The sequence below is a fragment of the Nocardia sp. NPDC004582 genome, assembly GCF_053602115.1.
Window position 1 is genome coordinate 1 of sequence record NZ_JBSGCY010000033.1, and the last position, 25,809, is coordinate 25,809.

At 69.4% G+C, this 25,809-nt stretch carries 26 protein-coding genes; 22 read left to right on the forward strand and 4 right to left on the reverse strand.

The features are described from left to right. From ACWELJ_RS12405 to ACWELJ_RS12475, 15 genes are all read left to right on the forward strand, one after another. Positions 1-520 (forward strand): ABC transporter permease (locus ACWELJ_RS12405; protein WP_452366248.1); only part of this gene is annotated, 520 nt, incomplete at its 5' end. A gap of 1 nt (position 521) precedes the next feature. Then, a complete protein-coding gene (locus ACWELJ_RS12410) occupies positions 522-1,379 on the forward strand; it encodes an ABC transporter permease (protein ID WP_452366249.1) in 858 nt (285 codons plus the stop codon). Between the two features lie 4 nt (positions 1,380-1,383). Beyond that, on the forward strand, positions 1,384-2,409 hold the full coding sequence (locus ACWELJ_RS12415) for an MlaD family protein (RefSeq protein ID WP_452366250.1): 1,026 nt from the start codon (positions 1,384-1,386) through the stop codon (positions 2,407-2,409). Next, positions 2,406-3,410 carry an MlaD family protein gene (locus ACWELJ_RS12420; RefSeq protein WP_452366251.1) on the forward strand — a complete coding sequence of 335 codons (1,005 nt, stop codon included), beginning with the start codon at positions 2,406-2,408 and terminating at the stop codon, positions 3,408-3,410. The genes ACWELJ_RS12415 and ACWELJ_RS12420 overlap by 4 nt, the downstream gene beginning before the upstream one ends. Further along, entirely contained in the window at positions 3,398-4,360 is a 963-nt protein-coding gene (locus tag ACWELJ_RS12425; RefSeq protein WP_452366252.1) for an MlaD family protein, read from the forward strand. Before ACWELJ_RS12420 ends, ACWELJ_RS12425 begins: the two co-directional genes overlap by 13 nt. Continuing rightward, positions 4,360-5,346, forward strand: coding sequence for an MlaD family protein (locus tag ACWELJ_RS12430; RefSeq protein WP_452366253.1), 987 nt, complete (start codon positions 4,360-4,362; stop codon positions 5,344-5,346). Before ACWELJ_RS12425 ends, ACWELJ_RS12430 begins: the two co-directional genes overlap by 1 nt. After that, the gene (locus tag ACWELJ_RS12435; protein ID WP_452366254.1) at positions 5,343-6,395 is read left to right on the forward strand and encodes an MlaD family protein; all 1,053 of its coding nucleotides are present in this window, start codon (positions 5,343-5,345) and stop codon (positions 6,393-6,395) included. Before ACWELJ_RS12430 ends, ACWELJ_RS12435 begins: the two co-directional genes overlap by 4 nt. Further along, positions 6,392-7,348 carry an MlaD family protein gene (locus tag ACWELJ_RS12440; protein ID WP_452366255.1) on the forward strand — a complete coding sequence of 319 codons (957 nt, stop codon included), beginning with the start codon at positions 6,392-6,394 and terminating at the stop codon, positions 7,346-7,348. Before ACWELJ_RS12435 ends, ACWELJ_RS12440 begins: the two co-directional genes overlap by 4 nt. A gap of 17 nt (positions 7,349-7,365) precedes the next feature. Then, complete coding sequence (locus ACWELJ_RS12445) at positions 7,366-7,956, forward strand: hypothetical protein (RefSeq protein WP_452366256.1); 591 nt, start codon at positions 7,366-7,368, stop codon at positions 7,954-7,956. A 41-nt stretch (positions 7,957-7,997) separates the two neighbouring features. Further along, positions 7,998-8,882 (forward strand): SDR family NAD(P)-dependent oxidoreductase, encoded by an 885-nt coding sequence (locus ACWELJ_RS12450; RefSeq protein WP_452366257.1) that lies wholly within the window; start codon positions 7,998-8,000, stop codon positions 8,880-8,882. A 22-nt stretch (positions 8,883-8,904) separates the two neighbouring features. Further along, positions 8,905-9,099, forward strand: coding sequence for a hypothetical protein (locus tag ACWELJ_RS12455; RefSeq protein WP_452366258.1), 195 nt, complete (start codon positions 8,905-8,907; stop codon positions 9,097-9,099). A gap of 14 nt (positions 9,100-9,113) precedes the next feature. Further along, on the forward strand, positions 9,114-10,130 hold the full coding sequence (locus tag ACWELJ_RS12460) for a virginiamycin B lyase family protein (protein WP_452366259.1): 1,017 nt from the start codon (positions 9,114-9,116) through the stop codon (positions 10,128-10,130). After that, positions 10,127-11,080 (forward strand): ketopantoate reductase family protein, encoded by a 954-nt coding sequence (locus ACWELJ_RS12465; protein WP_452366260.1) that lies wholly within the window; start codon positions 10,127-10,129, stop codon positions 11,078-11,080. Before ACWELJ_RS12460 ends, ACWELJ_RS12465 begins: the two co-directional genes overlap by 4 nt. Positions 11,081-11,233: 153 nt before the next feature. Then, on the forward strand, positions 11,234-12,202 hold the full coding sequence (locus ACWELJ_RS12470; protein ID WP_452366261.1) for an alpha/beta hydrolase: 969 nt from the start codon (positions 11,234-11,236) through the stop codon (positions 12,200-12,202). A gap of 118 nt (positions 12,203-12,320) precedes the next feature. Continuing rightward, positions 12,321-13,313 (forward strand): AraC family transcriptional regulator, encoded by a 993-nt coding sequence (locus tag ACWELJ_RS12475; protein ID WP_452366262.1) that lies wholly within the window; start codon positions 12,321-12,323, stop codon positions 13,311-13,313. On the opposite strand, the gene ACWELJ_RS12480 is transcribed toward ACWELJ_RS12475, so the two are convergent. The 4 genes from ACWELJ_RS12480 to ACWELJ_RS12495 all read right to left on the reverse strand — a co-directional run bounded on the left by ACWELJ_RS12480 (position 13,310) and on the right by ACWELJ_RS12495 (position 18,900). Then, positions 13,310-15,136 carry an acyl-CoA dehydrogenase gene (locus tag ACWELJ_RS12480; RefSeq protein WP_452366263.1) on the reverse strand — a complete coding sequence of 609 codons (1,827 nt, stop codon included), beginning with the start codon at positions 15,134-15,136 and terminating at the stop codon, positions 13,310-13,312. The genes ACWELJ_RS12475 and ACWELJ_RS12480 overlap by 4 nt on opposite strands. A gap of 145 nt (positions 15,137-15,281) precedes the next feature. After that, on the reverse strand, positions 15,282-16,436 hold the full coding sequence (locus ACWELJ_RS12485; RefSeq protein ID WP_452366264.1) for a TetR/AcrR family transcriptional regulator: 1,155 nt from the start codon (positions 16,434-16,436) through the stop codon (positions 15,282-15,284). 132 nt (positions 16,437-16,568) lie between these two features. Then, positions 16,569-17,894 carry a YhgE/Pip domain-containing protein gene (locus ACWELJ_RS12490; RefSeq protein ID WP_452366265.1) on the reverse strand — a complete coding sequence of 442 codons (1,326 nt, stop codon included), beginning with the start codon at positions 17,892-17,894 and terminating at the stop codon, positions 16,569-16,571. 22 nt (positions 17,895-17,916) lie between these two features. Further along, positions 17,917-18,900 (reverse strand): alpha/beta fold hydrolase, encoded by a 984-nt coding sequence (locus ACWELJ_RS12495; RefSeq protein WP_452366266.1) that lies wholly within the window; start codon positions 18,898-18,900, stop codon positions 17,917-17,919. A gap of 187 nt (positions 18,901-19,087) precedes the next feature. On the opposite strand from ACWELJ_RS12495, the gene ACWELJ_RS12500 reads away from it, so the two are divergent. The 7 genes from ACWELJ_RS12500 to ACWELJ_RS12530 all read left to right on the forward strand — a co-directional run bounded on the left by ACWELJ_RS12500 (position 19,088) and on the right by ACWELJ_RS12530 (position 25,771). Beyond that, the gene (locus ACWELJ_RS12500; protein ID WP_452366267.1) at positions 19,088-19,426 is read left to right on the forward strand and encodes a hypothetical protein; all 339 of its coding nucleotides are present in this window, start codon (positions 19,088-19,090) and stop codon (positions 19,424-19,426) included. Continuing rightward, positions 19,416-19,853: an SRPBCC family protein gene (locus tag ACWELJ_RS12505; RefSeq protein WP_452366268.1), complete on the forward strand. Its 438-nt coding sequence runs from the start codon at positions 19,416-19,418 to the stop codon at positions 19,851-19,853. The genes ACWELJ_RS12500 and ACWELJ_RS12505 overlap by 11 nt, the downstream gene beginning before the upstream one ends. A gap of 16 nt (positions 19,854-19,869) precedes the next feature. Then, the gene (locus tag ACWELJ_RS12510; protein WP_452366269.1) at positions 19,870-21,270 is read left to right on the forward strand and encodes an ABC1 kinase family protein; all 1,401 of its coding nucleotides are present in this window, start codon (positions 19,870-19,872) and stop codon (positions 21,268-21,270) included. Beyond that, the gene (locus tag ACWELJ_RS12515) at positions 21,267-21,599 is read left to right on the forward strand and encodes a hypothetical protein (protein ID WP_452366270.1); all 333 of its coding nucleotides are present in this window, start codon (positions 21,267-21,269) and stop codon (positions 21,597-21,599) included. The genes ACWELJ_RS12510 and ACWELJ_RS12515 overlap by 4 nt, the downstream gene beginning before the upstream one ends. A gap of 88 nt (positions 21,600-21,687) precedes the next feature. Beyond that, entirely contained in the window at positions 21,688-22,644 is a 957-nt protein-coding gene (locus ACWELJ_RS12520; protein WP_452366271.1) for an alpha/beta hydrolase, read from the forward strand. A 67-nt stretch (positions 22,645-22,711) separates the two neighbouring features. Next, the gene (locus tag ACWELJ_RS12525) at positions 22,712-24,370 is read left to right on the forward strand and encodes a CocE/NonD family hydrolase (RefSeq protein WP_452366272.1); all 1,659 of its coding nucleotides are present in this window, start codon (positions 22,712-22,714) and stop codon (positions 24,368-24,370) included. Positions 24,371-24,373: 3 nt separating this feature from the next. Beyond that, a complete protein-coding gene (locus tag ACWELJ_RS12530; RefSeq protein WP_452366273.1) occupies positions 24,374-25,771 on the forward strand; it encodes a M20/M25/M40 family metallo-hydrolase in 1,398 nt (465 codons plus the stop codon). Positions 25,772-25,809 lie beyond the last annotated feature (38 nt).

A 25,809-nucleotide genomic window follows, 5' to 3' on the forward strand; every position in this document is an offset into this window, starting at 1 on the left:
ACCGCGATCCCGACTGACACCGCGGCGAGCACACTACGAATCGCGCTTCTCACAGATCCCCCCGAATCTCCGGCCCTCGCTGGGCGCGCGCACCATTCGCGACGAGATCGACGCCCTGCGCACCATGGGCATCGACCCGGTCGCCCGGCTGGTGGTGCCGCGCATGGTGGCCATGGTGGTGGTCGCGCCGCTGCTCAATGTCCTGATCATCTTCGTCGGCGTGCTGGCCGGGTACGCGGTCGCGATCGGCGCGCAGGGCGTGACGCCGGGCAGCTACTGGTCGGCCTTCGGCTCGTTCACCGTCGTCACCGATGTCTGGGTGTCGCTGGGCAAGTCGGTGATCTTCGGGTTCCTGGTGGTGGTGATCGCCTGCCAGCGCGGCCTCGAGGCCAAGGGCGGCCCGCGCGGCGTCGCCGACGCCGTCAACGCGGCGGTGGTGCTCTCGGTGGTGACGCTGATCGTGGTGAACGTGCTCGTCACCCAGTTGGTGACCATGTTCCTGCCGACCCGGGTGGCCTGACATGACGCCCTCGACACACCGGCCCGCCGCGATCCGCTACTACGCGATGAAGCGCTCCGCGCTGCTCGGACCCCTCGAGAACGCCGGATTCGCACTGGGTTTCGCCTGGCACGTGCTCATCGCGGTGCCGCTGACCCTGCGCCGCTACCGGGCCGAGACCATGCGCACCGTCAACAATATGACCTGGGGCCGGGGCTCCATCATCGTCGGCGGCGGCACCGTGCCGATGATGATCGTGCTGGGCCTGGCCATGGGCGCCTCGGTGGGCATCGAGTCCACCGCGACCCTGGACATGATCGGGCTGGGCCCGGTGACCGGCGTGGTGTCGGCCTTCGCCAATACCCGCGAACTGGCCCCCATCGCCGCGGCCATCGGTTTCGCGGCGCAGGCCGGCTGCCGGATGACCGCGGAGATCGGCTCCATGCGCATCGCCGAGGAGATCGACGCGCTGGAATCGCTGGGCCTGCGGTCGATTCCGTTCGTGGTGACGACCCGGGTGATCGCGGGCGCGGTGGCCATCGTGCCGACGTTCCTGATCGCGTTGATCCTCAGCTACCTGGCCTGCGCCGCGCTGGTGACCCTGCTGCACGGCCAGGCCACCGGCGTCTACGACCACTACTTCTACCAATTCGTCAGCGGCGCCGACATTCTCGCGGCCGTGACGAAGGTTCTCGTCTTCGGGACAGCGGTGATTCTCATTCACAGTTATTTCGGCTTCTTCGCCACCGGCGGCCCCGAGGGCGTGGGCATCGCCTCCGGCCGGGCGGTGCGCGCCAGCTTCGTCGTCATCATCGCGCTGGACATGGTGCTCACCCTGCTGCTGTGGGGCATCGACAGCGCCGTGGAATTCACGGGGTGACGTGATGCCGACCTATGGAATGCCGGGGGTGCCCGTCGACCGGCGCCGCTCGCTGCTGATCGGCGTGGGCGCGGCGGCCACCGTCGCGCTGATGGCCACGGCCGCGACCGGTTACCACGCGACCCGGCCCGAGGACGGGATGCGGGTTGCTCTGTACACCGAGCAGATCGGCGACGGCATCGACACCGGCAGCCGCGTCTCGCTCGACGGGGTGGCGATCGGGCGCGTCGACGACATCTCCCCCGGTCCCGCCGGCACCCAGCGAATCACGCTGCGGCTGACCGCGTCCCGGCTGCACGGCCTCGACGACAGTCTGCGCGTCGACTACGCGCCGGAGAACCTGTTCGGGATCAGCGAGATCGAACTGCGGCGCGGGCCCGGCGGGCAGCCGTTGCGGCCCGGCGCGGAGATCCATCTCACCGGCGCCCGCGCGGCCGACGTCTACGACGCCACCATGGGCAGTCTGCTGCGCAGCATGTCGACGGTGTCGACCGCGGTGCTCACCCCGCAGCTGTCCACGCTCATCGACCGGCTGGCCACGGATCTGCGCGCCTTCACGCCGTTCCTGCAGTCGATGGTGTCTATGGCCCGGGTGGTCGCAGACAATCAGCGGCTGCAGCCCGCACAACTGCTGGGCCGCTTCGGGGATGCGCTCGGGCCGACCTCGGAACTGGTGGACGCCACGGTCAGCACCATCGACCACATCTATCGCATCGAGGATCTGCGCACCGATCGCACCCGCATCGACGCGGGCCTGAACATGGTGATCACCCAGCTGTTCCCGACGCTGACCAGCACACTGTTCCACGCCGCGACCTTCTCCGGGTTCACCGACATGCTCGCGCCGCTGCTCACCGTGCTGGCGCAGATGGTGCCCGCCCCGCAGCGCTCCGGCGCCGAGATCGCCGAACTGCTCACCCGGCTGCGCGACGCCATGCCGGACACGCCGTCGGGTCCGGTGCTGAATCTGGACGTCGAGCTGAGCGGTGTTCCCGCCGTGGCCGTCCCGTTGCTCGGAGGAGCTCGGTGAAGGCGGTCGGACCGGTGCTGTGGCGGCTGGCCCTGTTCACCGGGGCGATGCTGGCCGTGCTGGCGCTGGTGATCAGCCTGATCCAGCGGCCGATCAGCGGCGAGACCCGTTCCTACCGTGCGCTGTTCACCGACGCCAACGGTTTGAAGTCCGGCGACGACGTGCGGATCCGCGGGGTCGCGGTGGGCAAGGTCGGTGAGATCGAGCTGGCGGGCGCGCAGGCGTCGGTGCGATTCACGGCCCGCACCGACACCGCACTCTACGACAACAGCACGCTCGCCATCAGGTACCAGAACATGACCGGGCAGCGGTACATCGATGTGCAGCAGCCCGCCGATCCGGGTGCGCGGCTGCCCGGCGGCGCGGTCATCGGAACCGCGCACACCGTCCCGTCTTTCGACGTGACCGCCCTGTTCAACGGTCTGAAGCCGGTACTGGCGACGCTGTCCCCGGAGGCGCTCAACACGTTCTCCGAGAGCATGCTCGCCGTCATCGAGGGCAATGGGACCGGACTGGGCCCGGCCCTCGACGCCATCGGCAAGCTCGGCGCGTACGCCGGCGACCGGCAGCGGGTGATCTCGGTGCTGATGGCGAATCTGGCCGATATCTCCGACAAGCTCGGGGGACGCTCGCAGGGGCTGGTCAGCCTGCTGCGCAATCTCGCCGACGTCTACGAGTCGTTGCAGGTCAACATGAACGGGCTGCTCGACTTCGCGCTCACCGCGCCGCCGGTGCTGTATCCGCTGGACAGTCTGCTCGCGACGCTCGGGCTGAACGTGGGCGACAACCCCGATATCGACGCCGACGTGCGGCGGCTGTTCCCCGACCCGCAGCAGACGGTCGACGCCTTGAGCCGGCTGCCCGGCGCACTGGCCGCGTTGTCGGCGTCGATTCCGAACTTCGCCGGCGCGGGGTCGCTGTGCACCAAGGGAAAGGCTGATGTGCCACCGGTTCTGCAGGTTCTGCTCCGCGGACAGCAGGTGACGATATGCAACCCGTGAGGCGCCGCGAACTGCGGGCCGGGCTGGCCGCGGCCGTGGTGTTCGCCGCCGGTCTGCTGGCCGCCGCCGTGTTGTACGCCGTGCCGTTCGGCGCTCGCACCTATGTCGCCGAGCTGTCGGAGGCGCAATCGGTCCAGGCGGGCGACGACGTCCGGGTGGCCGGGGTGCCGGTCGGCACCGTGAAAGACCTGGAGCTGCGACCGGATCGGGTGATCATGCGATTCACGGTGCGATCGGGTGTGTTCCTCGGCGACCTGACCTCCCTGGACATCCGCATGCTCACCGTCGTCGGCGGCCACTACGTGGCGGTCGTTCCGGCGGGCACGAAACCGCTGGGGCAGCAGCATATTCCGTCGGACCGGGTCCGGCTGCCCTACAGCCTGATCCAGGCGTTCCAGGACGCGACCACGCCGCTGCGCGCCGTGAACGGAAACACCCTGCGTGGCAACCTGTCCGCGCTGGCCGGATCGCTCGAACAGAGTCCCGGCAGTCTGCGCGAGGTGCTGAACGGCGTCCAGGGCTTCGTGGACGTACTGGATCGCCAGCGCGCGGACGTGTCACGGGCCGTGGCGCTGGCCGACGAGTACGTCACCGCCATCGACGGCGCGCGCGGTGAACTGCGGCGGCTCATCGAGAAGATCAATCTGCTCGAGACCCTGCTGGTGAACAATCGCGCCGAACTGCGGGAGGCGGTGCGGTCCCTGGACCGGGTGGTGAATCGGCTCGGTGGGCTGCAACCGGCCTGGGAATCGACGCTGAAACCCATGGCGGAACAACTGTCCACCGCCGCGACCCGGCTGACCGAGCTGGGCGGAAAGCTCGAGCCGCTGATCACCGCCGTGCACGGCCTGCTGGAGAGGTTCCAGCAGCTGGTGCTGCCGGACGGGCAGCTGGGGGTCACCGACGTCGCCGCGACGGTGTGCGTCCCGGTCCCGGGGAAGGCGTGCTGATGTCGGTTCGAATCCTGCACCGGGTCTTGGGATCTCGCGCGCTCATGTCCGTGCTGGGCGTGCTGGCGGTCTGTGTCGCGGTGGCCGTCACCTATGTCGTCGCCTTCGATCCATTGCGCAAGACCGACGCCTATTGCGCCCTCATGCCCGACGGCATCGGGCTGTACCCGGGCAATCACGTCACCATGCGCGGCATCACGGTCGGCACGGTCACCGCGGTCGCACCGCAGGGCACCAAGGTGCGCGTCGATTTCACCGTGGACGCAACGCATCCGGTACCGGCCGACGCCGCGGCCACCACGGTCTCCGACACCGTCGTCGCCGACCGGGACCTGGCCGTGCTCAGCGGCGGACAGGCCACCGAGCGCTGGGACCGCGGCCAGTGCCTGACCCGCACGCTGACGCCCAAGAGCATCACCCAGACCCTGGACGCCATGGCCCAGCTGTCGAGCGAGGTGCTGGGCCGCGACCAGGACGACACCCTCGGCCGGGCCGTCGCCGCGCTCGATTCCGCGACCGCGGGCACCGGACCACAGCTCAACGAGATCATCCGAAAGCTCGGCAGCGCACTGCATTCCCCGGACGCCGCCATCGGGCATCTGGCGGGACTGATCGACGCGCTGTCCGCACTGTCGGAGGCGATCGCGAACCATTGGGGGGACATCAAGTCGATGCTGACGCGGATGGGCCCGGTGCTCGATCAGGTCAACAACGAACTCTTCACCGAGACCGTGGTGATCATCGACGGCTTCCGGCGGGTGCTGCCACTGTTCAACGACGTCACCACGCTGTTCGGCGATCCGATCTTCGAGGCCCTCGACGCGTCGATCCCGCTGCTGCGCTTCATCGGGGCGCATGTCGGAACCTTGCGCGAGATCGTCACCAAGACACCGATTCTCACCTCGGCGGTCACCTCCGCGGTCGGCTCGGGCCGCGCCGATCTGCAGGTCACCCGGGCGGTTCTCGGCCTGGCGGGTGCGCGATGAGGGCGGCGCGCGGGCGGCGGCTCTCGACGGCGATCGCGGCGGTCACGATGCTCGCGGCCGGCGGGTGCGGCTTCGACCCCGCCGCGATTCCCGTTCCGGGAACCGGTGTTTCGGGCCCCACCTACGACATCCACATCGAGTTCGCCAATGTGCTGAACCTGCCGTTGCGGGCCAAGGTGGTGGCCAACGGGGCCCAGATCGGCACCGTCACCAACGTGACGCTGGTCGACGCCGCGCCCGGGCGTGCGGGATTCGTTCGCGTGGACGCGACGGTCCAGCGCGCGGCGCACCTGCCCGCCACCACCTCGGCGGAACTGCGGCAGAACACGGTGCTCGGCGACATCCACATCGCCCTGCGCACTCCGGCGGACGGTTTCGGCACGCTGCTCGACGACGGCGCCACCATTCCACTGCGGCAGACCAAGCCGCCCGTGCAGATCGAAGACGCCATGGCGGGGATGGCGACCTTCATCCAGGGCGGCGCGTTCGACAAGCTGCAGGACATCGTCAACCGGTTCAACAGTGTGCTGCCCGCCGACCCGCGCGAGACCGCGCGGATCGCGGGCGTGGCGGGAGCCGATGCCCAGGATCTGGCCGCCCACCTCGATCAGGTGGACCTCTTCCTGGACGGGCTCGCCACCGACGCCGCGGTGGTGCGCGATCGCGACGAGCTGTTCGGGGAGCTGCTGACCCCGCCCGCGGTGGCGCAGGTCTCGGCGGCGATCACCTCGTTCGTCGGCGCCATCGGGGTGATCGGCGCGCTCGGCCCGGTCGCGCACGCCCTGGTGTGGCTGGCCCCGCTGGTGAGCGCCGGGGACGCGGCCGCGCGCGCCTTCGTGCCGCTGGCGTTCACGGCGCGGCCGCTGGACCTGGAGGCGCCGTCGAATCTGAACGCCCTGGTCGCGCTGTTGCGGGACAAGGTGATTCCGTTCGCCGAGCACGGGCCCAAGGTCGACGTGGTGCGAGTGGGCACCGGTGATCCGGTATCGCGCGACGAACAGGTCGACCGGATCGTCGAGACGCTGCGCATGATCGGAGTGGTGCGATGAAGCTCGGTTCGCTGGTCTCGCTGGGCGGTATCGCCGGCATTCTGGTGCTGGGGTCGGGATACCTGGCGATAGGGGTCGCCGGCGTCGACCCGATGGCCGAATACACCACCGCCACCATGGTTCTCGGCAATACGGCGGGCCTCGCCACCGGCTCGCCGATCCTGCTCAGCGGCGTGAAGGTCGGCGACGTCACCGCGGTGCGTGACGCCGACTCCGGGGCCGAGGTCCGCTTCCGGGTGACCGGCAGGTACCCGATCCCGGTCGACAGCGCCGTGAGCATCGAGCAGCTGTCCGCGCTGGGCGAGCCCTACGTGGAGTTCACGCCGAAATCCGAGGGCGGGCCGTATCTGCGTGACGGGCAGACGATCTCGGCCGAGCGGATCTCGCGGCCGCGCTCGATTCCCGAGGTGGCGCGGCTGATGACGCAGGTGCTGAATCAACTCGATCCGGCGGCCATGAGCCGGCTCACCGACACCTTCGGCGGCGCCCTGGACGGCACCGACTCCGCCATGGCCGACCTCGGCCGCTCGACCGCGCTGCTGGCCGCCAGTCTGGACAGCCGCCTGCCCGAGATCGCGAAGACGTTCACCGACATGCAGACCATGGCCGACGACATCGGCTGGGTCGCGACCGCGGCTCCGGCCGCCGCACCGCCGTTCGTGGAATTCAGTGTGCGCGTGGACCAGATCGCCCAGGCGCTGGGGCGACTGTTCCGGGCGGGCGGCGGCCCGCGGATGTACCTCGACGAGAACGGCCTGGTGCCGTTCCTGACCCGGCTCACCGCGTGGGTCGACACCGCGGGGCCGGAACTGGCACCGCTGGTTCCGGTGCTGCGTCCACTGGTGGACGACGCGGCGGCGCAATCCCCCCGCATCGATCTGAGCCGCCTGATCAGCGCGGCGCTGGACGGCGTCGGCGACGATGCCGTGCGGCTGCGGATCCATCTCAAATGACCGACCGAGGAGCCCCCATGCCGAGCACGACCACCACCGAAGACACTGCCGCCGAACAGGTTCCGGAGACGACGGCCCGGGTGCGCGCCACCCGATCGGTGCCCGTGACGACCATCGTGCGCGGCGCGGCGTACCTCGGGGTGGCGGCCGCCCTGTGCGCGACCACCGCGCTGTGGCTCTCGGCCCGCGGCGACGCCCGGCACGAGCGCGACACGGCCGCCGGCAATCGGCACGCCGAGCAGGTGGCCGCGGACTACGCGGTCGGCGCGTCCAATATCGACAACGCCAACTTCCAGGCCTGGGTCGATCGGCTCAAGACCAACACCACCCCGCAGCTGGCCAACAAGTTCGACGCCACCGCGCCCAAGCTGCAGGAGATCCTGATCCCGCTGAAATGGACCTCCACCGCGAAGCCGATCACCGCCAAGGTGGCGAGCGAGTCCGGCGGGGTCTACAAGGTCAACGCCTTCGTCAGCGTGACCTCCACCAGCGCCCAAACCCCCGACGGCGGCCAGATGACGGTCACCTACAACGTCACCGTCGACAGCAACGCGGGCTGGAAGATCACCGACGTCGGCGGCATGGACGGCGCCATGCCCCTCAAATAGCGACCTATTTCCGCACCACTGATCGACGACAAGGGAAGAACATGTCCGCACCTGCAGCACGCTCGGTCGACAAGGCCGAGATCGTGATCACCGGAGCCACCAACGGCATCGGCAAGGAGATCGCCCGCGACCTCGCCACCCGCCACGCCCGCCTCACCCTGATCGCCCGAAATCCGCGCAAGGCCGCGGAAACCACGGCGGAACTGCTCGCGCTGGGGGCCGCCCACGTCGATGTCGTCGAGGCCGACCTGTCCGACCTGTCCTCGGTGCGGGCCGCGGCCGCGCGACTCCACGACCGCCTCGACCACATCGACGTCCTGGTGAACAACGCGGGCATCACCCTGTTCCGCAGCGAGCCGCCGACCGTGGACGGCTTCGACGCCATGATCGCCACCAACCACCTGGCGCCGTTCCTGCTCACCGTCGGTGTGCTGGACCTGCTGACCAAGACCCCCGGGGCCCGCGTCGTCAACACCGCCTCCGAGGCCCACCGCCACGCGCGCCGCCCCGACGCGGCCACCCTGGCCCGGCCGACGGAGTACGGGGCGTGGGGCGGACAGCTCGTGTACGGCCAGTCGAAGCTGCTCAACATCCTGTTCACCAAGGAATTGGCGCGGCAGCTGCACGGCACCACCGTCACCGCGAACTGCTTCTGCCCCGGCGCGGTCTCGACCGGCCTGGTCCGGGACAGTTCCGCGGTCAGCCGCACCTGGTCGGTGGGCGCGCGGGCCCGCATCCTGCGTCGCCCCGCCGCCGGGGCGCGCCCGGGCCTGCGCCTCATCCTCGATCCCGCCCTGGACGGGGTCACCGGCCGGTTCGTCACCTCCACCCCCGGGCTGCGCTTCCTGCCGCCGCTCGCCGCTCTCTCCGATACCGCACTGCACCAGCGCATCTGGCAACGCAGCGCCGAGCTCACCGGGGTGTAGCGGTGCGCGCGCCACGTCGACCGTGACCACCCCGCCCCGCTTCACCCGCACGCGCTACCGGCGCGAGATCCTCGATCACCTGGGCACCTGCCCCGTCTGCGGCTATCCCTCGCAGGCGCACCTGGTCACCACGGAATTCCTCAGCGGTGACCACGAATCCACCCTGTTCGTCACCTGCGGCCTGAGCTGCGGGTGGCAACAGTCCACGCCCTCCTGAATTAGGAGCGATGAATGTCCCCTGCCCACAACCGAACCCGGCGACCCGCTCGGTTCCCGCGCCTCGCGGCGGCGGTCACGGTCCTCGCCACCGCCGCCACCCTCTGCGCGACCGCGGGCGCCGCGGCCGCACAAGATGATTCGGCCCTGACGGTGTTTCCCTTGCGGCCGATGTCCTCGCCCGCGACCATCGCCGCCGGGCCCGACGGCAATCTCTGGTTCACCGAGCTCACCGGCAATGCCATCGGCCGGATCAGCCCGGCCGGGGCGCTCACCGAATTCCGCACCGGACTCAGCGCACTCAGCGGTCCCGACCGAATCGCGGCCGGGCCGGACGGGAACCTGTGGTTCACCGAATGGTTCGGCGGGCGCATCGGGCGCATCAGTCCCGACGGCGTGATCACCGAGTTCGCGGCCGGCATCACACCGGGTAGCAGCGTATTCGGCATCGCGGCCGGGCCGGACGGGAATCTCTGGTTCACCGAATCGGTCTCGAACAAGATCGGGCGCATCACCCCGGACGGGGTGGTGACCGAATTCCACGGCGGGTCGAATCCGCTGGCCGCCCCCACCGACATCGTCGCCGGATCCGACGGGAACCTGTGGTTCACGCAGCGCTTCGGCGGCATCGGCCGGATCACCCCGCAAGGCCAGGTCACCGTGTTCACCGACGGCATCACGCCGATGGCCGGGTCGGTCAGCATCGCGGCCGGCCCGGACGGGAACCTGTGGTTCACCGAGACTTTCGGCGGCCGCATCGGACGGATCACGCCCACCGGGAAGGTCGACGAATTCACCGGGCCGCTGACCGCGACCACCCTGCCGGTGAACATCACCGCGGGTCCGGACGGCAATCTCTGGTTCACCGAGTACGGCGGCGCCAACCTCGGCAGGATCTCTACCGACGGGCAGATCACCGAAGTGCGCAATGTCGGATTCGCGACCGTGCCCGACGGCATCGTCGCCGGATCCGACGGCAACCTGTGGTTCGTCCAGGCGGCGGCCTCGCGGATCGGACGGTTCACGCTATGACGACACCGCAGCGCATCGCGATCCTGGGCGCGGGATCGATCGGGAGCCTGTTCGCGGCCCAGCTCGCCGCGGCCGGGCAGGACGTGACGATGATCGTGCGCAATGACGTTCGGCGCGCGTATCTGCACGAGCACGGGCTGGTCACCCGTTCGCGGCTCAGCGGGAAGACGGCGACCGTGCGAGTCGGGCTCGCGGCCGAACTCCGGGAGGCGTACGACCTGGTCATCGTGGCGGTGCAGCGGCCGCACATCGAGGCGCTGGTTCCGACCTTGGCGGCCAATGGATCTCGCGCGATCATGCTGATGTTCAACTGCGCGTCGGGGGCCGGGCAGTGGGCCGATCAGATCGGGGCGCGGCGGCTGCTGTGGGGGTTCCCGGCCGTGCTCGCCGATCTCCAGGACCAGGTGCTCGAATACGCCATCGTGCCGGCGGCACTGAAGTTCGTGCAGGTCACCACGGTCGGGACAGTCGACGGCGAGGTCACCCCCGAGCTGGCGGCGGCCCGGGACGCGTTCACCGCCGCGGGGATTCCCACGGTCGTCGATCCCGATATCGACGCCTGGCTGAAAACCCATGCGGCCTATATGGCTCCGATCATGGCGATGGGCTACCTCCCGCCGCGCGGACGTTTCGGCCCCAGGCTGCGATGGTCCGACGCCCGCGCGCTGGCCACCGCGATCCGGGCGGGCTTCGCGGCGGTGCGCGGCAATCGGATTCGGCTCACCCCGGGGAACATGCGCTTCCTGGACCGCCTGCCCGCCGGGGTGCTGACCGGGCTGCTGTGGACGGTGTTCTGGTCGCCGATGGCCAAACGCTCGCTGAGCTCGCATTCGGGGGCCGCGCCGGGCGAGGTGGCGATGCTGCTGGCCGAACTGGAGGCCCTGGCCCGGCGGGCCGGCACCAGCCCGGAGGCGCTGCGCACGCTGGCCGGACAGGTGCCGGTCGCCTGACCGCTTGCCGAATCTAGTAACTCATCGGCCGTCCGCAACCTGTGGCGAACCGTCCGGAATTCATAAATTCAATAGCAGCTCGATGAATCACGGAACCGAGGAAAACCCGAATTCCGGACGGACGCCGACAGCATTCAACGAAAGGACGAATCGATGACCGCCAACACCACCCCCCTGTACTACCGCGACCAGCAAGCCTGGCGTGACCTGCAGGAATTCCTGCCCGCCCGGCTGCGGCTGGACGAGACGAACGCACCGGAAGAGGATTTCTGGGAATGGCGCGGAAATACCGTACACCTGGATCGCTACCGTAATCCGAGCGCCAATGCGAAGGTCGTCCTGCACCACGGTGTCGGTACCAATGGCCGTCAGATGAGCCTCATTCTCGGCGCACCGCTGGCGCAGCGCGGGTTCGAGACCGTGGCGCTCGACAATCTCGGCTACGGCCTGACCCGGGTCGCCGACGGCACCATCCCCAGCTACGCCGACTGGGTCGATCTGGTGGTGGACTTCCTGGCCTACGAGCAGTCCCGCGACGACCGGCCGATCGTGCTCTACGGCCTGAGCGCCGGCGGCATGCTCACCTACCACGTGGCGGCCAAGGCCCCCAAGGGCACGCTGCGCGGCATCGTCGGCATGACCTTCCTGGACCAGCGTGACCAGCAGGTCAAGGACGAGACCGCCCACGACCTGGTCACCGCCCGCCTGGGCGGGCCGCTGATGGGCGCGTTGGCCCACACCCCCGCCCGGGGCTTCCGCTACCCGATGACCCTGGCCTCGAAGATGTCCGCGCTGGTGAACGACAAAGCGGCGCTGAAGGTCATGACCCGCGACAAGACCTCGGGCGGCAACTCGGTGCCGATCCGCTTCCTGGACTCCTACATGAGCTACCAGCCCGCGGTGGAACCGGCCGACTTCGACGCCTGCCCGGTGCTGCTCACCCAGCCCGCCGAGGACCGCTGGTCGCCGCTGCACCTGAGCAAGCCGGTGCTGGATCCGATCACCAAGGTCCCGGTCACCACCGTGATGCTCGACAACGCGGGCCACTACCCGATCGAGGAGCCCGGCCTGCAGCAGATGCAGGACGCGATCGCGGAGTTCGTCACCAAGTACACGCAGTAGCGAGTACTCGCCGTGCCGCGACGGCCCACCCGAACCACGGAGTTACTAGAATCGGCAAGGACGTGTCCGACCGGTTCCAGGGAGCTCCGTGGTTCATTGGGATGTACCGCGCTCGACGATGGGCGCCCTGCTCACGACCCGGCTCGGCGAAGAGCACGGGCTCACGACGGCAACCCTGTTGCGCGACAGCGGGATCACCGCGGCGCAGCTGGCCGATCCCAGCGGCGAGGTGGCCGCGGCCGAGGAGCTGGCCATCATCGGCAATCTGGTACGCGAACTCGGGAATCCGCCGGGTCTGGGCCTCACCGCCGGCGCCCGGTTCCGGCTCACCTCCTACGGCATGTGGGGATTCGCGATGATCAGCAGCCCCACCCTGCGCTCGGCTATCCGGGTCGGCTTCCAGTTCGCCGAACTGAGCTTCTCCCTGAGCGAGACCGCGCACCGCGACAACGGCCCGGATCTGGAATTGATCCTCGAACCGCTGCGCATCCCGCCGGAGCTGCGCCGCTTCACCATCGAACGGGATATGGCGGGCATCCAGACCCTGCACCGCGATCTGCTCGCCGTGCCGACCGCCCTGACCCGGGTGAGCTTCGCCTTCCCCGCTCCCCCGGACGACGTCCTGCCGCACTACGACGAAATCTTCGGTATGCGACCTGAATTCGACGCGGACCAGAACATCCTCGCCTTCGACGCCGCCCTCGCCGACGCGCCACTGCCGCAGGCCAACGAGCAGACCGCCGCCATCGCCATGCAGCACTGCCGCGACCTGCTCGACCGCCGCCGTGCCCGCACCGGCATCGCCGGCCAGGTCCGCGACCAGCTGCTGGAAAACCTGACCGACCCGCCCGACGCGGTCGCCATCGCGAACTCGCTGCATATGAGCGAGCGCACCCTGCGCCATCACCTCGCCCAGGAGGGCACGTCCTACCGTGCCCTGCTGGACGAGGTCCGCGAACGCCTCGCCGAGGAGATGCTGGTCGCGCAGGCGCTGCCGGTCGCCGAGATCGCCCAGCGCCTGGGCTATCTCGAGGTGTCGAGCTTCTCGCAGGCGTTCCGGCGCTGGAAGGGCATGGGCCCGCGCGCCTTCAAGCAGCTCCAACCGGCTTAGAAGGCGGCCTCGTCGAGGGTCATGATCTCGTCGTCGAGCGCGGCGAGGATGTCGCGGTCGGCGTCGAGGCGGGGCAGGATCTGCCCGGCGAAGAACGTGGCCGTCGCCACTTTGCCCGCGTAGAAGTGACGATCGGCGTCGGCGGAATCCAGTGCGGCGAGCGCGCTCTCGGCGCCGGCCAGCAGCCGCCACCCGACGAGCAGATCGCCCACGGCCATCAGGAACCGGACCGAACCCAGACCGACCTTGTACAGCTCCCTCGGCTGCTCCCCGGCGGCCAGCAGATGGCCGGTCAGGATCCCCGCCATGTCCTGCACCCGCTCGACCGCGACCGACAGCTGCTCCTTGGCGAGCTTCAGCCGCCGCGGGCCGTCGGACTCCGCGGTCCGGCGGACCTGGGTGAGCACATGCCCCAGCGCGACACCGCGGTTGCGGGCGATCTTGCGGAAGAAGAAGTCCTGCGCCTGGATGGCGGTGGTGCCCTCGTACAGCGAGTCGATCTTGGCGTCGCGGATGTACTGCTCGATCGGGTAGTCCTGCAGGAAGCCGGAACCGCCCAGGGTCTGCAGCGATTCGGCCAGGTACTGGTAGGCGCGTTCGGAGCCGACACCCTTCACGATCGGCAGCAGCAGATCGTTGACCGCCGCGGCCAGCTCCGGGTCCGCGCCCGAAAGATGCTGCGCCACCTCGTCGTTCTGGTGCCCGGCGGTGTAGAGGTAGATCGAGCGCAGCCCCTCCGTGTACGCCTTCTGCAGCAGCAGTGAGCGGCGCACGTCGGGGTGGTTGATGATCGTCACCTTCGGGGCGGCCTTGTCGGCCTGCCGGGTCAGATCCGCGCCCTGCACGCGTTGGCGCGCGTAGTCCAGGGCGTTGAGGTAGCCGCTGGACAGCGTGGCGATCGCCTTGGTGCCCACCATCATCCGGGCTTCCTCGATCACCTTGAACATCTGCGCGATGCCGTCGTGCACCTCGCCCACCAGCCACCCGACGGCCGGGACGCCGTGTCCACCGAAGGTCAGCTCACAGGTGGCCGAGGCCTTGAGGCCCATCTTGTGCTCGACATTGGTGACGAAGACGCCGTTGCGGTCGCCGAGTTCGCCGGTCTCGGGGTCGAAATGGAACTTCGGCACGAAGAACAGCGACAGGCCCTTGGTGCCCGGTCCCGCACCCTCCGGCCGCGCCAGCACCAGGTGCGCGATGTTCTCGAACAGGTCGTCGGAGTCGGCGCCGGTGATGAACCGCTTGACGCCCTCCAGCCGCCACGAACCATCTTCCTGCGCAATGGCTTTGGTGCGACCCGCGCCGACGTCGGAGCCCGCGTCGGGCTCGGTGAGCACCATGGTGCCGCCCCAGTTGCGGTCCATCATCAGCTTCGCCCAGTGCCGCTGCCGCGCGGTGCCGACACCGTGCACGACATTGGCGATCATCGGGCCGCTCAGGTACATGTAGGCCGCCGGTTGGGCGCCGAGCACGAATTCCGAGATGGCCCAGGAGACGATCGCGGGCGCGGGCATCCCGCCGATCTCCTCCGCCTTGCCCACCCGCCACCAGTCCGCGTCGCGCCAGACCCGGACCGCCCGCTTGAACGATTCCGGCAGCCGCACCGCGTGTGCCGCGGCATCGAAAACCGGTGGGGTGCGGTCGGTCTCGGCGTACGGGGCCGCCACCGGCCCCTCGGCCAGGCGGGCGGCTTCGGCCAGCATGGTGCGCACGGTGTCGGCGTCGAGGTCGCCGAAGGCGCCCGCGTCCAGGACGGTTCCGAGCCCGAATACCTCGAACAGGTTGAATTCGAGATCGCGGACGTTGCTCTTGTAGTGGGTCACGGGCACCACTGTTCGAGAACGCACCACCGGCTGACAATGGCTTGTTAATGACCGATAAGTAGGAAACCGCGTGAATACTCGCCATTTCCGCACTGGTAGCGGGCCGGACCGATCGACTAAGTTAATCGCCGCTAAGTGGCACAATTCACCGGACCGGCGCCGCGGCGATTCGATCGCCGACCGCCACCAGCACGTCCACGAGATCGTCGCGCCACCGCAGGCGCGGATTGCGCACCGCCTCGATGACGACCGTCGTCAGGGCGCGAATCAGCAACCGCGCCACCGCCGCCGGCAGCTCGGGCCGCACCGCCTGCAGCATGCGTCCCCACTGCGCGATGCCGTCCAGCCGGACCTGCCGGTAACGCCGCACCGCGTCGGTGGGCAGATGCCGGGTCTCACTGACCGTGATGGCCAGCAGATCGGGCTCGTCGACGCCGAACCGGGCGAAGTTGCGCAGCAGCGAGCGGAGCGACGCCTCGGCGCTGCGGGTCTCGGCGACCGCCCGCAGCAGCGTCATCTGCAGCCACTCGTCCTGCCGGCGCACGATCCGATCGAGCAGCTCGGCCTTGTTCCGGAAGTGGTAGTACAGCGCGGGCCCGGACACGCCCACCGCCGCGCCGATGTCCTCGATCCCCACGTCGGCGAAACCGCGGCTGCTGAACAGCTTGGCCGCCTCGGCGAGCATCCGTTCGGAGCGCAGCGCCCGATCCAGGGCCGGATTCCCGCCGATCGCACGCGCCGGCCGCAACGGCGGCCGCCCCGCCGGGTGGCGCGGGAACTCGGTCCGGATCACCTCGGCGACAACGGAATCGAGCGCCTGCGCCGCGGCCTGCGGCGGCAGTTCCGCCCGATGGTAGGACGGGCTCACCGCGATCGACAGCACACACCAGCTCAGCAGTTCGACATCGGCGGCGTCCAGGTCGGGACGACAGCCCCGAATCCAATGCCGCAGATAGCCGGTGATGCGGGCCGCGCGCAGCAGCACCGCGGACCGGTCCTCGGGGGTGAGATGACGAAACTCGAGCTGCCACAACCGGGGCAGTTCACGCAGTTCGAGGACGACCCGGACCAGTTCGGCCGGCACCGCCGCCCCGGACCGGTCCGCGCGATGGGCGGATTCGAGCCGCGCCAGGGTGTCGTCGAGCCCGGCCAGCAGGCATTGCCCGAGCAATTCCCGCTTGCTCCGGAAATGCCGGTACAGCGCCGGACCGGAGATGCCCGCCGCCGCCGCGATCTCGGCCATCGAGGTCCCGTGGTAGCCGCCGTGCGCGAAGGCGTCCACGGCGGCGTTCAGGATCATGACGCGCCGGGTCGGGGGACGCTTTCGCGGCGCGACGGGACGCGACCGGACGCGACCGGCGGGTATTCGCGTAGCGGGCAACGCGGCACGACCTTCATCTGCGGGGCTTGCCGCCACGATAGCGGCCGGACGTCAGCGGGCGGGGGCGGGTGCGCGGTGCAACTCCTTCCGGTCGTAGTAGCCCGTCACGATCAGGCCGACCAGCAGACCGATCACCAATCCGAGCAAGGTCATCCAGCACGCGTGACTCAGACCGGCCGACCCGTCGCCGTTGAAATACAGAATGGCGCGGACGCCCAGGTACACCTGATGCATCGGCTCGAAATCGGCCAGCCAGGCGACCGGCCGCGGAATCGCCTCGACCGGGACGGTGCCGCCGGAGGACGGCAGGCCGAGCACGATGAACAGCACCAGATTCACCAGCAGGCCCATGGTGCCGAGCGCGGAGACGATCGACAGCGCGGTGACGCCGACCGCGATGATCGCGAACGTGCTGTAGAGGAACAGCAGCAGCGGCCGGTCCATCGGCATGCCCAGCCACTTGCCGATACCCAGGAAGATCCCCGCCACCACCGGGGCGACGCCGGTCATGACCGCCCACTTCAGGAACAACGTGCGCAGCCGCGAGATCGGCACCGGCGGATAGTGCAGGTACCAGGGCCCGAACTCGGTCGGCGCGAAACCCAGGGAGGAGTCGACCATTCCATTGATCACCATGGCGCCGGTGAAGCCCGCCAGCAACACCATCACGGTGTAGAAGAAGGCCGTGATCCCGCCGCCGGTGCCGCCGGGCAGCGGATGGAACGGGGTGACCGTCACCTCGATCGGCGCGGCCAGCATGAGCCGGCTCAGCCCCGGCAGCTTCGATACGCCGCCGGAGGGCTGCAACTGGGTGTTCACGGTGTCGGTGAGCCGTTGGCCGACAGTGTCGTTGGCCTGTTTCAGCGCCGTCCCGGCGATGTTCTGCATCACCTGCGATCCGAAGGTGCCGGTGCGCGGATTGGTGAACACCGTGATCTGCGGGCGGGTGACATCACCGGGCACGGCACTGGCGGCCGCGAAGATGCCCAGCCGCTTGGTGAAATCACTGGGGATGACGATCGCCCCGTACACCTTGCCCGTGTTCAGCTGCTGCTGCGCCTCACTGATGCCGAGCACCCGCAGATCGAACTTGTCGGCCGGAATCTGTTGCACCAGAGCGTCATTGATCTGCTTGCCGATATTCGTGGGCTGCCCGCCGATCACGTCGCCGGAGTCCTGATCGACCAGGGCGACCGGGAATCCGTGCAGATGCTTCGACGGATCCACCACGTACGACAGATACATGGTGGCCAGCAGCGCCATCAGCAGCGACACCACGACCGCCGGAGCCAGCCACACCCGGGGACTCTTGCGCGGCACCGACTCGGGAGCGCCGTCGTCCACCGACTCGGGCGCGGCTTCCTCTGCATTCGCCATGGGGTACCCGACTCTCTGTGATTCAGGGATTGGTGCCGGTGACCTCGCGCACGAATGCGTCGACGGCGTCCTCCATCTGGGTGAGTCCGGGTTCCTCGAGCGGATAATGCCCGGCGTTCTCGAGCATCACCAGCTTCACCGGAACCTTCTTGATCGGGTCGAGGACGGGTTTGCTCAATTCCAGCGGCGTCCAATGATCGGCCGCGGGCTGGGTGTGCAGGATCGGGCACACGTCGAAATCGGGCGGCTCGATATCGGGGACGTAGGTGCGGTAATCGTCGAGAAACTTCATCGACGCCACATTGCCCGCCGAAGTCTTGTCCGCCAGAAACACTTTCATGGCGTCGTCGTTGTTGCACAGCGCGCTCATCTTCGAGGCGAGGCTCATCGGGTATTCCAGGCCCTTCATCGGCGACTTGGCCAGGGCTTCGATCCCCTTGGTGCCCACGGTGGCGCTGAACTTGTCGTGCGCGGTGGCGATCCACACGTCCCGGTTGCGCTGATCGAGGAAGGTCATGCCCACGATGCCGGACAGCGTGCCGCGCGGTGCGTGGGCGGCCACATGATAGGTCACCATGCCGCCCGCCGACAGGCCGTACAGCACGATCGGGCGATCGTCGCGCGACTTCTCGTAGCGCAGGTAGTCGGTGACCATCTGGATCCAGTTGCCGTACCCGTAGGTGCCCTCGGGCCGGACCTGCGTCATGCCGTAACCCAGATTGTCGAGCGCGGTGACCTCCCAGCCCTTGTCCGCCAGGGGTTTACCCAGAATGAGGTTCATCTGCCGGCCGTTGGTGCCGACGCCATGATGCAGGATCACTTTCGCGGGGGCGCTGGGATTCAGGTATTGGTCGAGATGGATGTTGTTGCCGTTCCATTCCCAGAAATCCTCGGTGGGAAGGTCCGCCTCGGTGGTGAGCCGAAGCCGGGGCGGCAGGAATTCTTGCAGTTCGCGCCAGGCGGATTGATCGTGGTACAGGGTGTCGGGACCGGTCTTTCGCTTCATGGGAACCCCTCTGGTCCGAGAGTTTGCGAGCCGTTCGCTGTCTTATCGTGCTCAGTGGCCACCGGTCAGTCAATAGTCGGCCACCCCTCGCGAAATTAGCCTACAGTGTGGTACCTACATCTATGTACACAATGGCCACGACCGCCGCGCTCCCGCGCCCGGTCCGTTAGCGACAGGACCCACGGCTATGACAGCCCAGGCATCTCCTGAACTCCCCGCGCTCGCCGAGCCCGATACCGACGAGCGTGAGGACACCTCCCCGCTGCGGTATTTCGGCTGGTATCTGACCGTCATCGGCATCTCGCACCTGCTCTTCCCCCGCCCCTGGGATCGGATGACCGCCATCGCCTATCGTGCGCCGCTGCGCCCGAAGACGCTGGCCTTCGGCGTCACCGAGACCGCCATGGGAATCATGTTCCTGCGCAAGCGAACCCGCCCGCTGGGCCTGCTCGCGGTGATCGCGCAGGCGCTGTTCCTGGTGCGCAGCTTCGTCACCTTCCGTCGCGGAGGCGTCGATGCCGTCTAACACCGTCGAAACCGTCATCGAGGCCCCGCTCGCGGTGGTCTACGAAGTGTTCACCGATCGCGAGCGCAGCGGCGAGTACCTGCCCCTGAGCACCCGCCTGGATGCGCCGGGCACCGACGAACGGCAGGGTGTGGGCGCGGTGCACTTCCTCGGCTTCGGCCGCTTCGGGGTGCGCGAGCAGATCACCGAGCTGGTTCCCGGCGAGCGCATGGTCTATCGGGTGCTGTCCGGGCTGCCCGTGCGCAGCCATGTCGGGACCGTCGAATTCCGGGTGGACCCGGCCGGCACCCGAGTCCGGTACACCATGGAATCCGTTCCCGCGCTGCCGATTCCGGGCGCGCTGGTCCGGGCGCTGCTGCGGCGGTCCACCGCCACCATGATCGCGGGCGCCCGCAAGGCCGCCGCGGCCCGCACGGCTGCCCGGTGAGAGCGGAGGACAACCCATGCCCGAGGAGAAACGACTACCGACCTCCCGCACGGCGCGCACCGCGATCCTCGGCCGCGTCGTAGCCGGACAGGCGGCCCGTCAGGTCGGCGCCCGGATCGCGGCGACCGGCCGCGGCGAGGAGTACCGCGCGGCCACCCTGGAACGCCGCCAGGCCGAGGCCGCCAAGGCGATCGTGACCGGGCTCGGCACCATGCGCGGCGCGGCCATGAAGATCGGCCAGATGCTGGCCGTCGTCGACATGGGCGTCTTCCCTGAGGAAGTCCGCGCGGACATGCAGCAGGCCATGACCAAGCTGCTCGACTCCGCGCCGACGGTGCCCTTCGCCAAGATGCGCGGCGTCATCGAAGGCGATCTGGGCGTCCGACTCGGCAGTGTGTTCGCCGACTTCGACGAGACCCCGCTGGCGGCGGCCTCGATCGGGCAGGTGTACCGCGCCCGGCTGCGCGACGGCCGCGCGGTCGCGGTGAAGGTGCAGTACCCCGGCATCGACAAGGCGATCCGCGCGGACCTGCGCAATCTGTCACTGGTGATGCGGGCCGGGCGCGCCATCGCACCCAATACCGACTGGGCGGCCCTGGCCCAGGAGATCCGGGAACGGCTCGAGGAGGAACTCGACTACGAGCTGGAGGCGATGAACCAGCGCGCGGTGGCGCGGCTGTATCGCGGGCATCCGTTCATCACCGTCCCCGACGTGATCGGCGCGCACTGCGGCCCGCACGTGCTGGTGACCGAGTTCTTCGACGGCGCGCGCTTCGAGGAGGTCCGCGAGCGGTCCGCCGAGGAGCGGAATCGGGTGGCGGAGATCGTCTTCCGTTTCTACTTCGGCGGCCTGATCAACCACCGGCAGTTCTCCCCCGACCCGCACCCGGGCAACTTCCTGGTCGGCGCCGACGGCCGGGTGGCCTTCCTCGATTTCGGCCTGTACAAGCACCTCGGCCGGGAACAGGCCGAAACGCAGCGGGCCCTGCTGTGCGCCATCCTCACCGACGATCCGGAGCGGATCTTCACCGAGATGCGGCGGGCCGGAATGATCACCGACGCACAGGGTGTCAGTCCGGAGATCGCCCACGCCTATATCCGGGACCTGTTCTGGTGGGCCGCCACCGCGGGGCCGGTCGAACTCGCACCGGACGTGATCAACGAGGCGCTGGTCAACACCATCAGCCCCAGCTCCCAGTATTTCGGCATGACCCGGCGGCAGTCGCTGCCCGCCGATCAGGCCGTCGTATTGCGGATGATGCTGCTGGTCATGGCCACCGCCGGGCATCTGCGGGCCACCGGCGACTGGAACGGCATCCTGCGGGAATGGCTGCACGGCGCGGAACCGGCCACCCCGTTGGGCCGGGCCGATCGTGAATTCCGCTCCACCACAACGACTCCCACCCCCCGATCATGACGAGAGAGCCCGACGTGAAGCCGCTCGACCGCCTCCAGTCCGCCGCACTCGACACCGTCAACGCCGCCCTGGCCGCGCCGCTGACCACCGAACTGGTGCACCGCGCGACCGATGCCCGCGATTCGATGCTGCGGATCCAGGACTCCGTGCTCGGCACGCTCAACCTCCCGACCGCATCCGAACAACATCTGCTGCAGGGCCGGGTGCGTGCCCAGACCCGACAGCTCGAGGATCTCCAGGAGCGCGTGGACGAGCTGACCGCCGAGGTACGCGCACTCTGGGCGGCGATCCGGACGATGTCCGCGAACACCGGCGCCGCCCCGCAATGACCGCCTCGCCCGGCGGCGGCGCGCGCCCCGGGCAGGGCGAATGCCCTTCACAGACACCGACTCTCGACAATCGACGAGGAGCTTCACCATGTCGCCCGAACCGTCATCCGACACCCGGCCGCCGATCCGCCAGGACGTCGCCATCCCGCGCGGCGGCCACACGCTCAGCGCGTGGCACTACCCGCCCGCCTCCGACCAGCTGCGCACCGAACACGGCACGCCCGCGGTGATCCTCGGACACGGCTACGGGCTCACCCGCGACTGCGGGCTGGCCGCCTACGCCGAACGCTTCGCGGCGGCCGGGCTGCACGCCGTGGTCATCGACTACTCCGGCTTCGGCGGCAGCGGCGGACAGCCGCGCGAGGTGGTCACCGTCGGTTCGCAACTCGATGATTACGCCGCCGCCATCGACTGGACGCGCGACCTGCCCGGGGTCGACGCCACCCGGGTGGCGCTGTGGGGCACCTCGTACTCGGGCGGTCTGGTCATCGCCGCGGCGGCGCTCGACGGCCGGATCGCCGCCGTCGTCGCACAGGTCCCGAACATGGACAATCGCGCGACACTGCGATTCCTGATCCGCACCACGCCGATTCGCCGCCTCGGCTGGCTGTTCGCCTGTGTCGCCCGGGATCTGGGACGCGGCCTGCTGGGACGCGAGCCCTACTACATCCAGGCCGTCGGGCCCGCGAACGCGGCGGCCGCCTACGTCTCCGACGTCTCGTGGGGATTCGTCGAACCGATCGCCGGCCCCACCTGGCTGAATCGAGTCGGCCTGCGCGACTTCGCCACCGTGCCGTTCTTCCGGGCCGTCAAATATCTGGACCGGGTGCCCTGCCGGGTGCAGTTCTTCGGCTGCGAACTGGACGACCTCACGCCGGTCGAACCGACCCTGCGCGCGGCCGCCCGGCTCGGCCCCCGCGCCGAACTGCACCGCTACCAGGCCGGTCACTTCGAGATCTACGCCGAGCCGTTCATCTCCCGGGCGCTCGACGCCCAGGAGGCGTTCCTGGTCCGGGAACTGGCGGGCGACGCCGTCGGCGGATAACGGGACCGCTCGCGCGCACCCAGGTTCCTGGGGCTGGTCAGGGGCGCGCACAACCACCAAGGTCACTATGGTGAGCATGCGGATGGTGGTGTGGCGCGCGGTGGTCGGCGTGCTGGTGGTGATGGGCGCTGTGGTCGCGCCGGGGCAGGCGAGCGCGGATCCGGGGTACCAGTGGCGGGAGGAGTTCATCACCGCACCCGACGGGACGCGGTTGCACGCGGATGTGCTGCGACCGGTGGGGCTCGGGGACGAGGTGCGGACACCGGTCGTGATGACGGTGAGCCCGTATCGCTCGCACGAAGCGCGGTTGACCGAATTGCGGCCCGGCGGCGGGCCCTCGACCGGGGATCTGCCGGTGCCGATGCTCCTGGCCGCCGGATACACCTACGTGATCGTGGACCTGCGCGGGTTCGGCGGCTCCAACGGATGCCCGGATTTCGGGGGGCCGGGTGAACGGTCGGATGTGAAGACCGCGGTGGAATGGGCGGCGGCCCAACCGTGGTCGACCGGGCGGGTCGGGATGTACGGGGTGTCCTACGAGGGCTGGACCGGGCTCATGGGGCTGGCCGAGAAGCCGGCCGGGCTGGCGGCGGTGGCCGCGTCCGAAGTCGTCGCCGACCCCAACGCGTACCTGTACATGCAGGGCATCGCGTGGAAGTTCTCGCTGAAACCGATCAGCGAACAGGGTTTCCGGCCCGGGGACCTGGCCGGATTCGAGCACCTGCTGATCGCGTCGACACCCGCGCACGTCAATGACTCGGCCGAGTACAAGGCCAACGCGTCATCCTTCGACCCGGCCTGCTACCAGCGCTATCTGGCCGAGACCAGCGATCACGACGCGAACACGCCGTTCTGGCGCGACCGCGATCTGGTGGAGAAGCTGCGCGGCAACACCATTCCGCTGTTCCTCGGCCAAGGGTTCCTCGACTACAACACCCGCGCCGACCGGGTCCTCCAACTGTGGAACGGGCTCGGCCCCGGCGAGCACAAGGCCCTGTTCGGGCAGTGGGGGCACCGCGACTGCAGCGAGAAATGCGGTGCGACACAGTTCTCCTCGGAACTGCTGGCCTTCTTCGACCGGCAGGTGGCGGGCAAGGATGTGACGGTGCCCGGCCCGCGCGTCACCGTCGGGCAGTTCGACGGCCGCTGGCGGGCGGAGACCGCGTGGCCGCCGGCCGACAGCCGTACCCTCGACATCGATCTGCGCGCCGGGCGCTACACCGATCGCGGGCTGCTGCCCGGCGCGGACCGGGAGATATGGACCGTGTCCGCACCGCTCGCCGAGGATCAGCAGCTGTCGGGTGCGCCGACCGCCACCCTCACCCTCGACGGTCCCGCCACGGCCAGCGTCACCGTCGAGGTCTACGACATCGGGCCCGACAATCGGGCCACGGTGATCACCCGCGGCATCGCGCCGGTCGCCCCGACCACCCAGGTCCGCCTGCTCGGCCAGGACTGGCCGCTTCCCGCCGGGCACCGCATCGGCGTCCGGGTCACCGACGTGGTCGACGACGTGTGGGCGCACCCGCCCGCCAACGCCCCCGTCACCGTGACCGCCGCCCAGCTGCACCTGCCGATGCTGTCGGGAATCCGCGTCCCGGACCTGCCGGGCGGCCTCAGCGAGGCGATTCCGAAGTGGCGAAACGAGAAGACCGTCTCCCTGACCACCGATGTGGTGAACAATGCCACTGTGGCCCTGACCTTCCCTCCCCGGACCGGCGGTTAGCCCATGACCAGCACCGCGCCGACCGACGCGCCCACCGTCGACGATGCCACCGCCGAGCGGCTGGCCGGGGCGCTGCGCTGCCGCACCGTCTCCCACGAGGACCACAGCCGCATCGACCCGGCCGAATTCGACCGGCTCATCAGCCACGTGGAGCAGTCCTTCCCCCTGGTCCACACCCACCTCAGCTGGGAGAGCTTCGGCCACAGCCGCCTCTACCGCTGGGCGGGCGGGGACGGACCCGCGACCACCGGACCCGAGCCGGGAACCGGTCGTGAGGCCGTCGGCGCGATTCTGCTGGCGCACATGGATGTCGTGCCGGTGGACGACCACGACGGCTGGCCGTATCCCCCCTTCGCCGGGGTCGTGGACGACGAATTCATCTGGGGCCGCGGCGCGATCGACGACAAGAGCCGGCTGATCGCGATCCTGGAGGCGGTCGAGGCGGCGCTGCGCGACGGTGTCCGGCCCACGCGGACGGTGTATCTCGCGTTCGGCCACGATGAGGAGATCTTCGGGGCCGAGGGGGCGGGCCGGATGTCGCGGCGGCTGCGGGACGCCGGGGTGCGGGCCCGGCTGCTGGTGGACGAGGGCGGCGTGATCACCGTCGGCGTCGCCGAGGGCATCGATGTGCCGGTGGCCACGATCATGGTGGGCGAGAAGGGATTCGCGACGGTGCGGCTGTCGGTGACCGACGTGGGCGGGCACTCGTCCATGCCGGGGCGGCAGACCGCGGTCGGGCGGCTGGCGCGGGCGGTGGCGCGGATCCAGGACCATCCGTTCCCGCTGCGGCTGACCCCGGTCGCCGTCGACATGCTCACCCGGGTGCGGCAATTCGTGTCCGAACCGCGGCGCACCCTGCTCGGGCTGATCAATGTGGCCGGGCCGATCGCGACGCGGGTGCTGGCGGCCCGCCCGCAGACCGAGGCGCTGGTGCGCACCACCACCGCGCCGACCGTGATCAGCGGTGGGGTCAAGTCCAACGTGCTGCCACAGCGGGCCGAAGCGTACGTGAATTTCCGTATCCTGCCCGGTGATTCGGTGGCCGGGGTGCTGGCGCACTGCCGCAGAGTGGTGCGCGACGACGGCGTCGCCATCGAACTCGACGGCACCTGCTCGGAGCCGTCGGCCGATCCGAGCGCCGGACCGGACTTCGAGGTGGTCGCCGATGTCGCGCGCGCGGTGGTGCCGGGGCTGGCCGTCACGGTCGGCGTGGTCCCGGCCGCCACCGACTCCCGCTACTACGACGATCTGGCCGCGACCCGCTGCAACTTCGCGCCGATCATGTTGTCCGCCGCCGACCTGGAACGCATCCACGGCACCGGCGAACGCATCTCCCGCGCCAACTACGCCCGGCTGATCCGGTTCAACCGGCTGCTCATCGACCGCATCGCCGCCTTCTGACCGCGCCGCCGTACTCGCCGCCCACACCCGATCGGCCA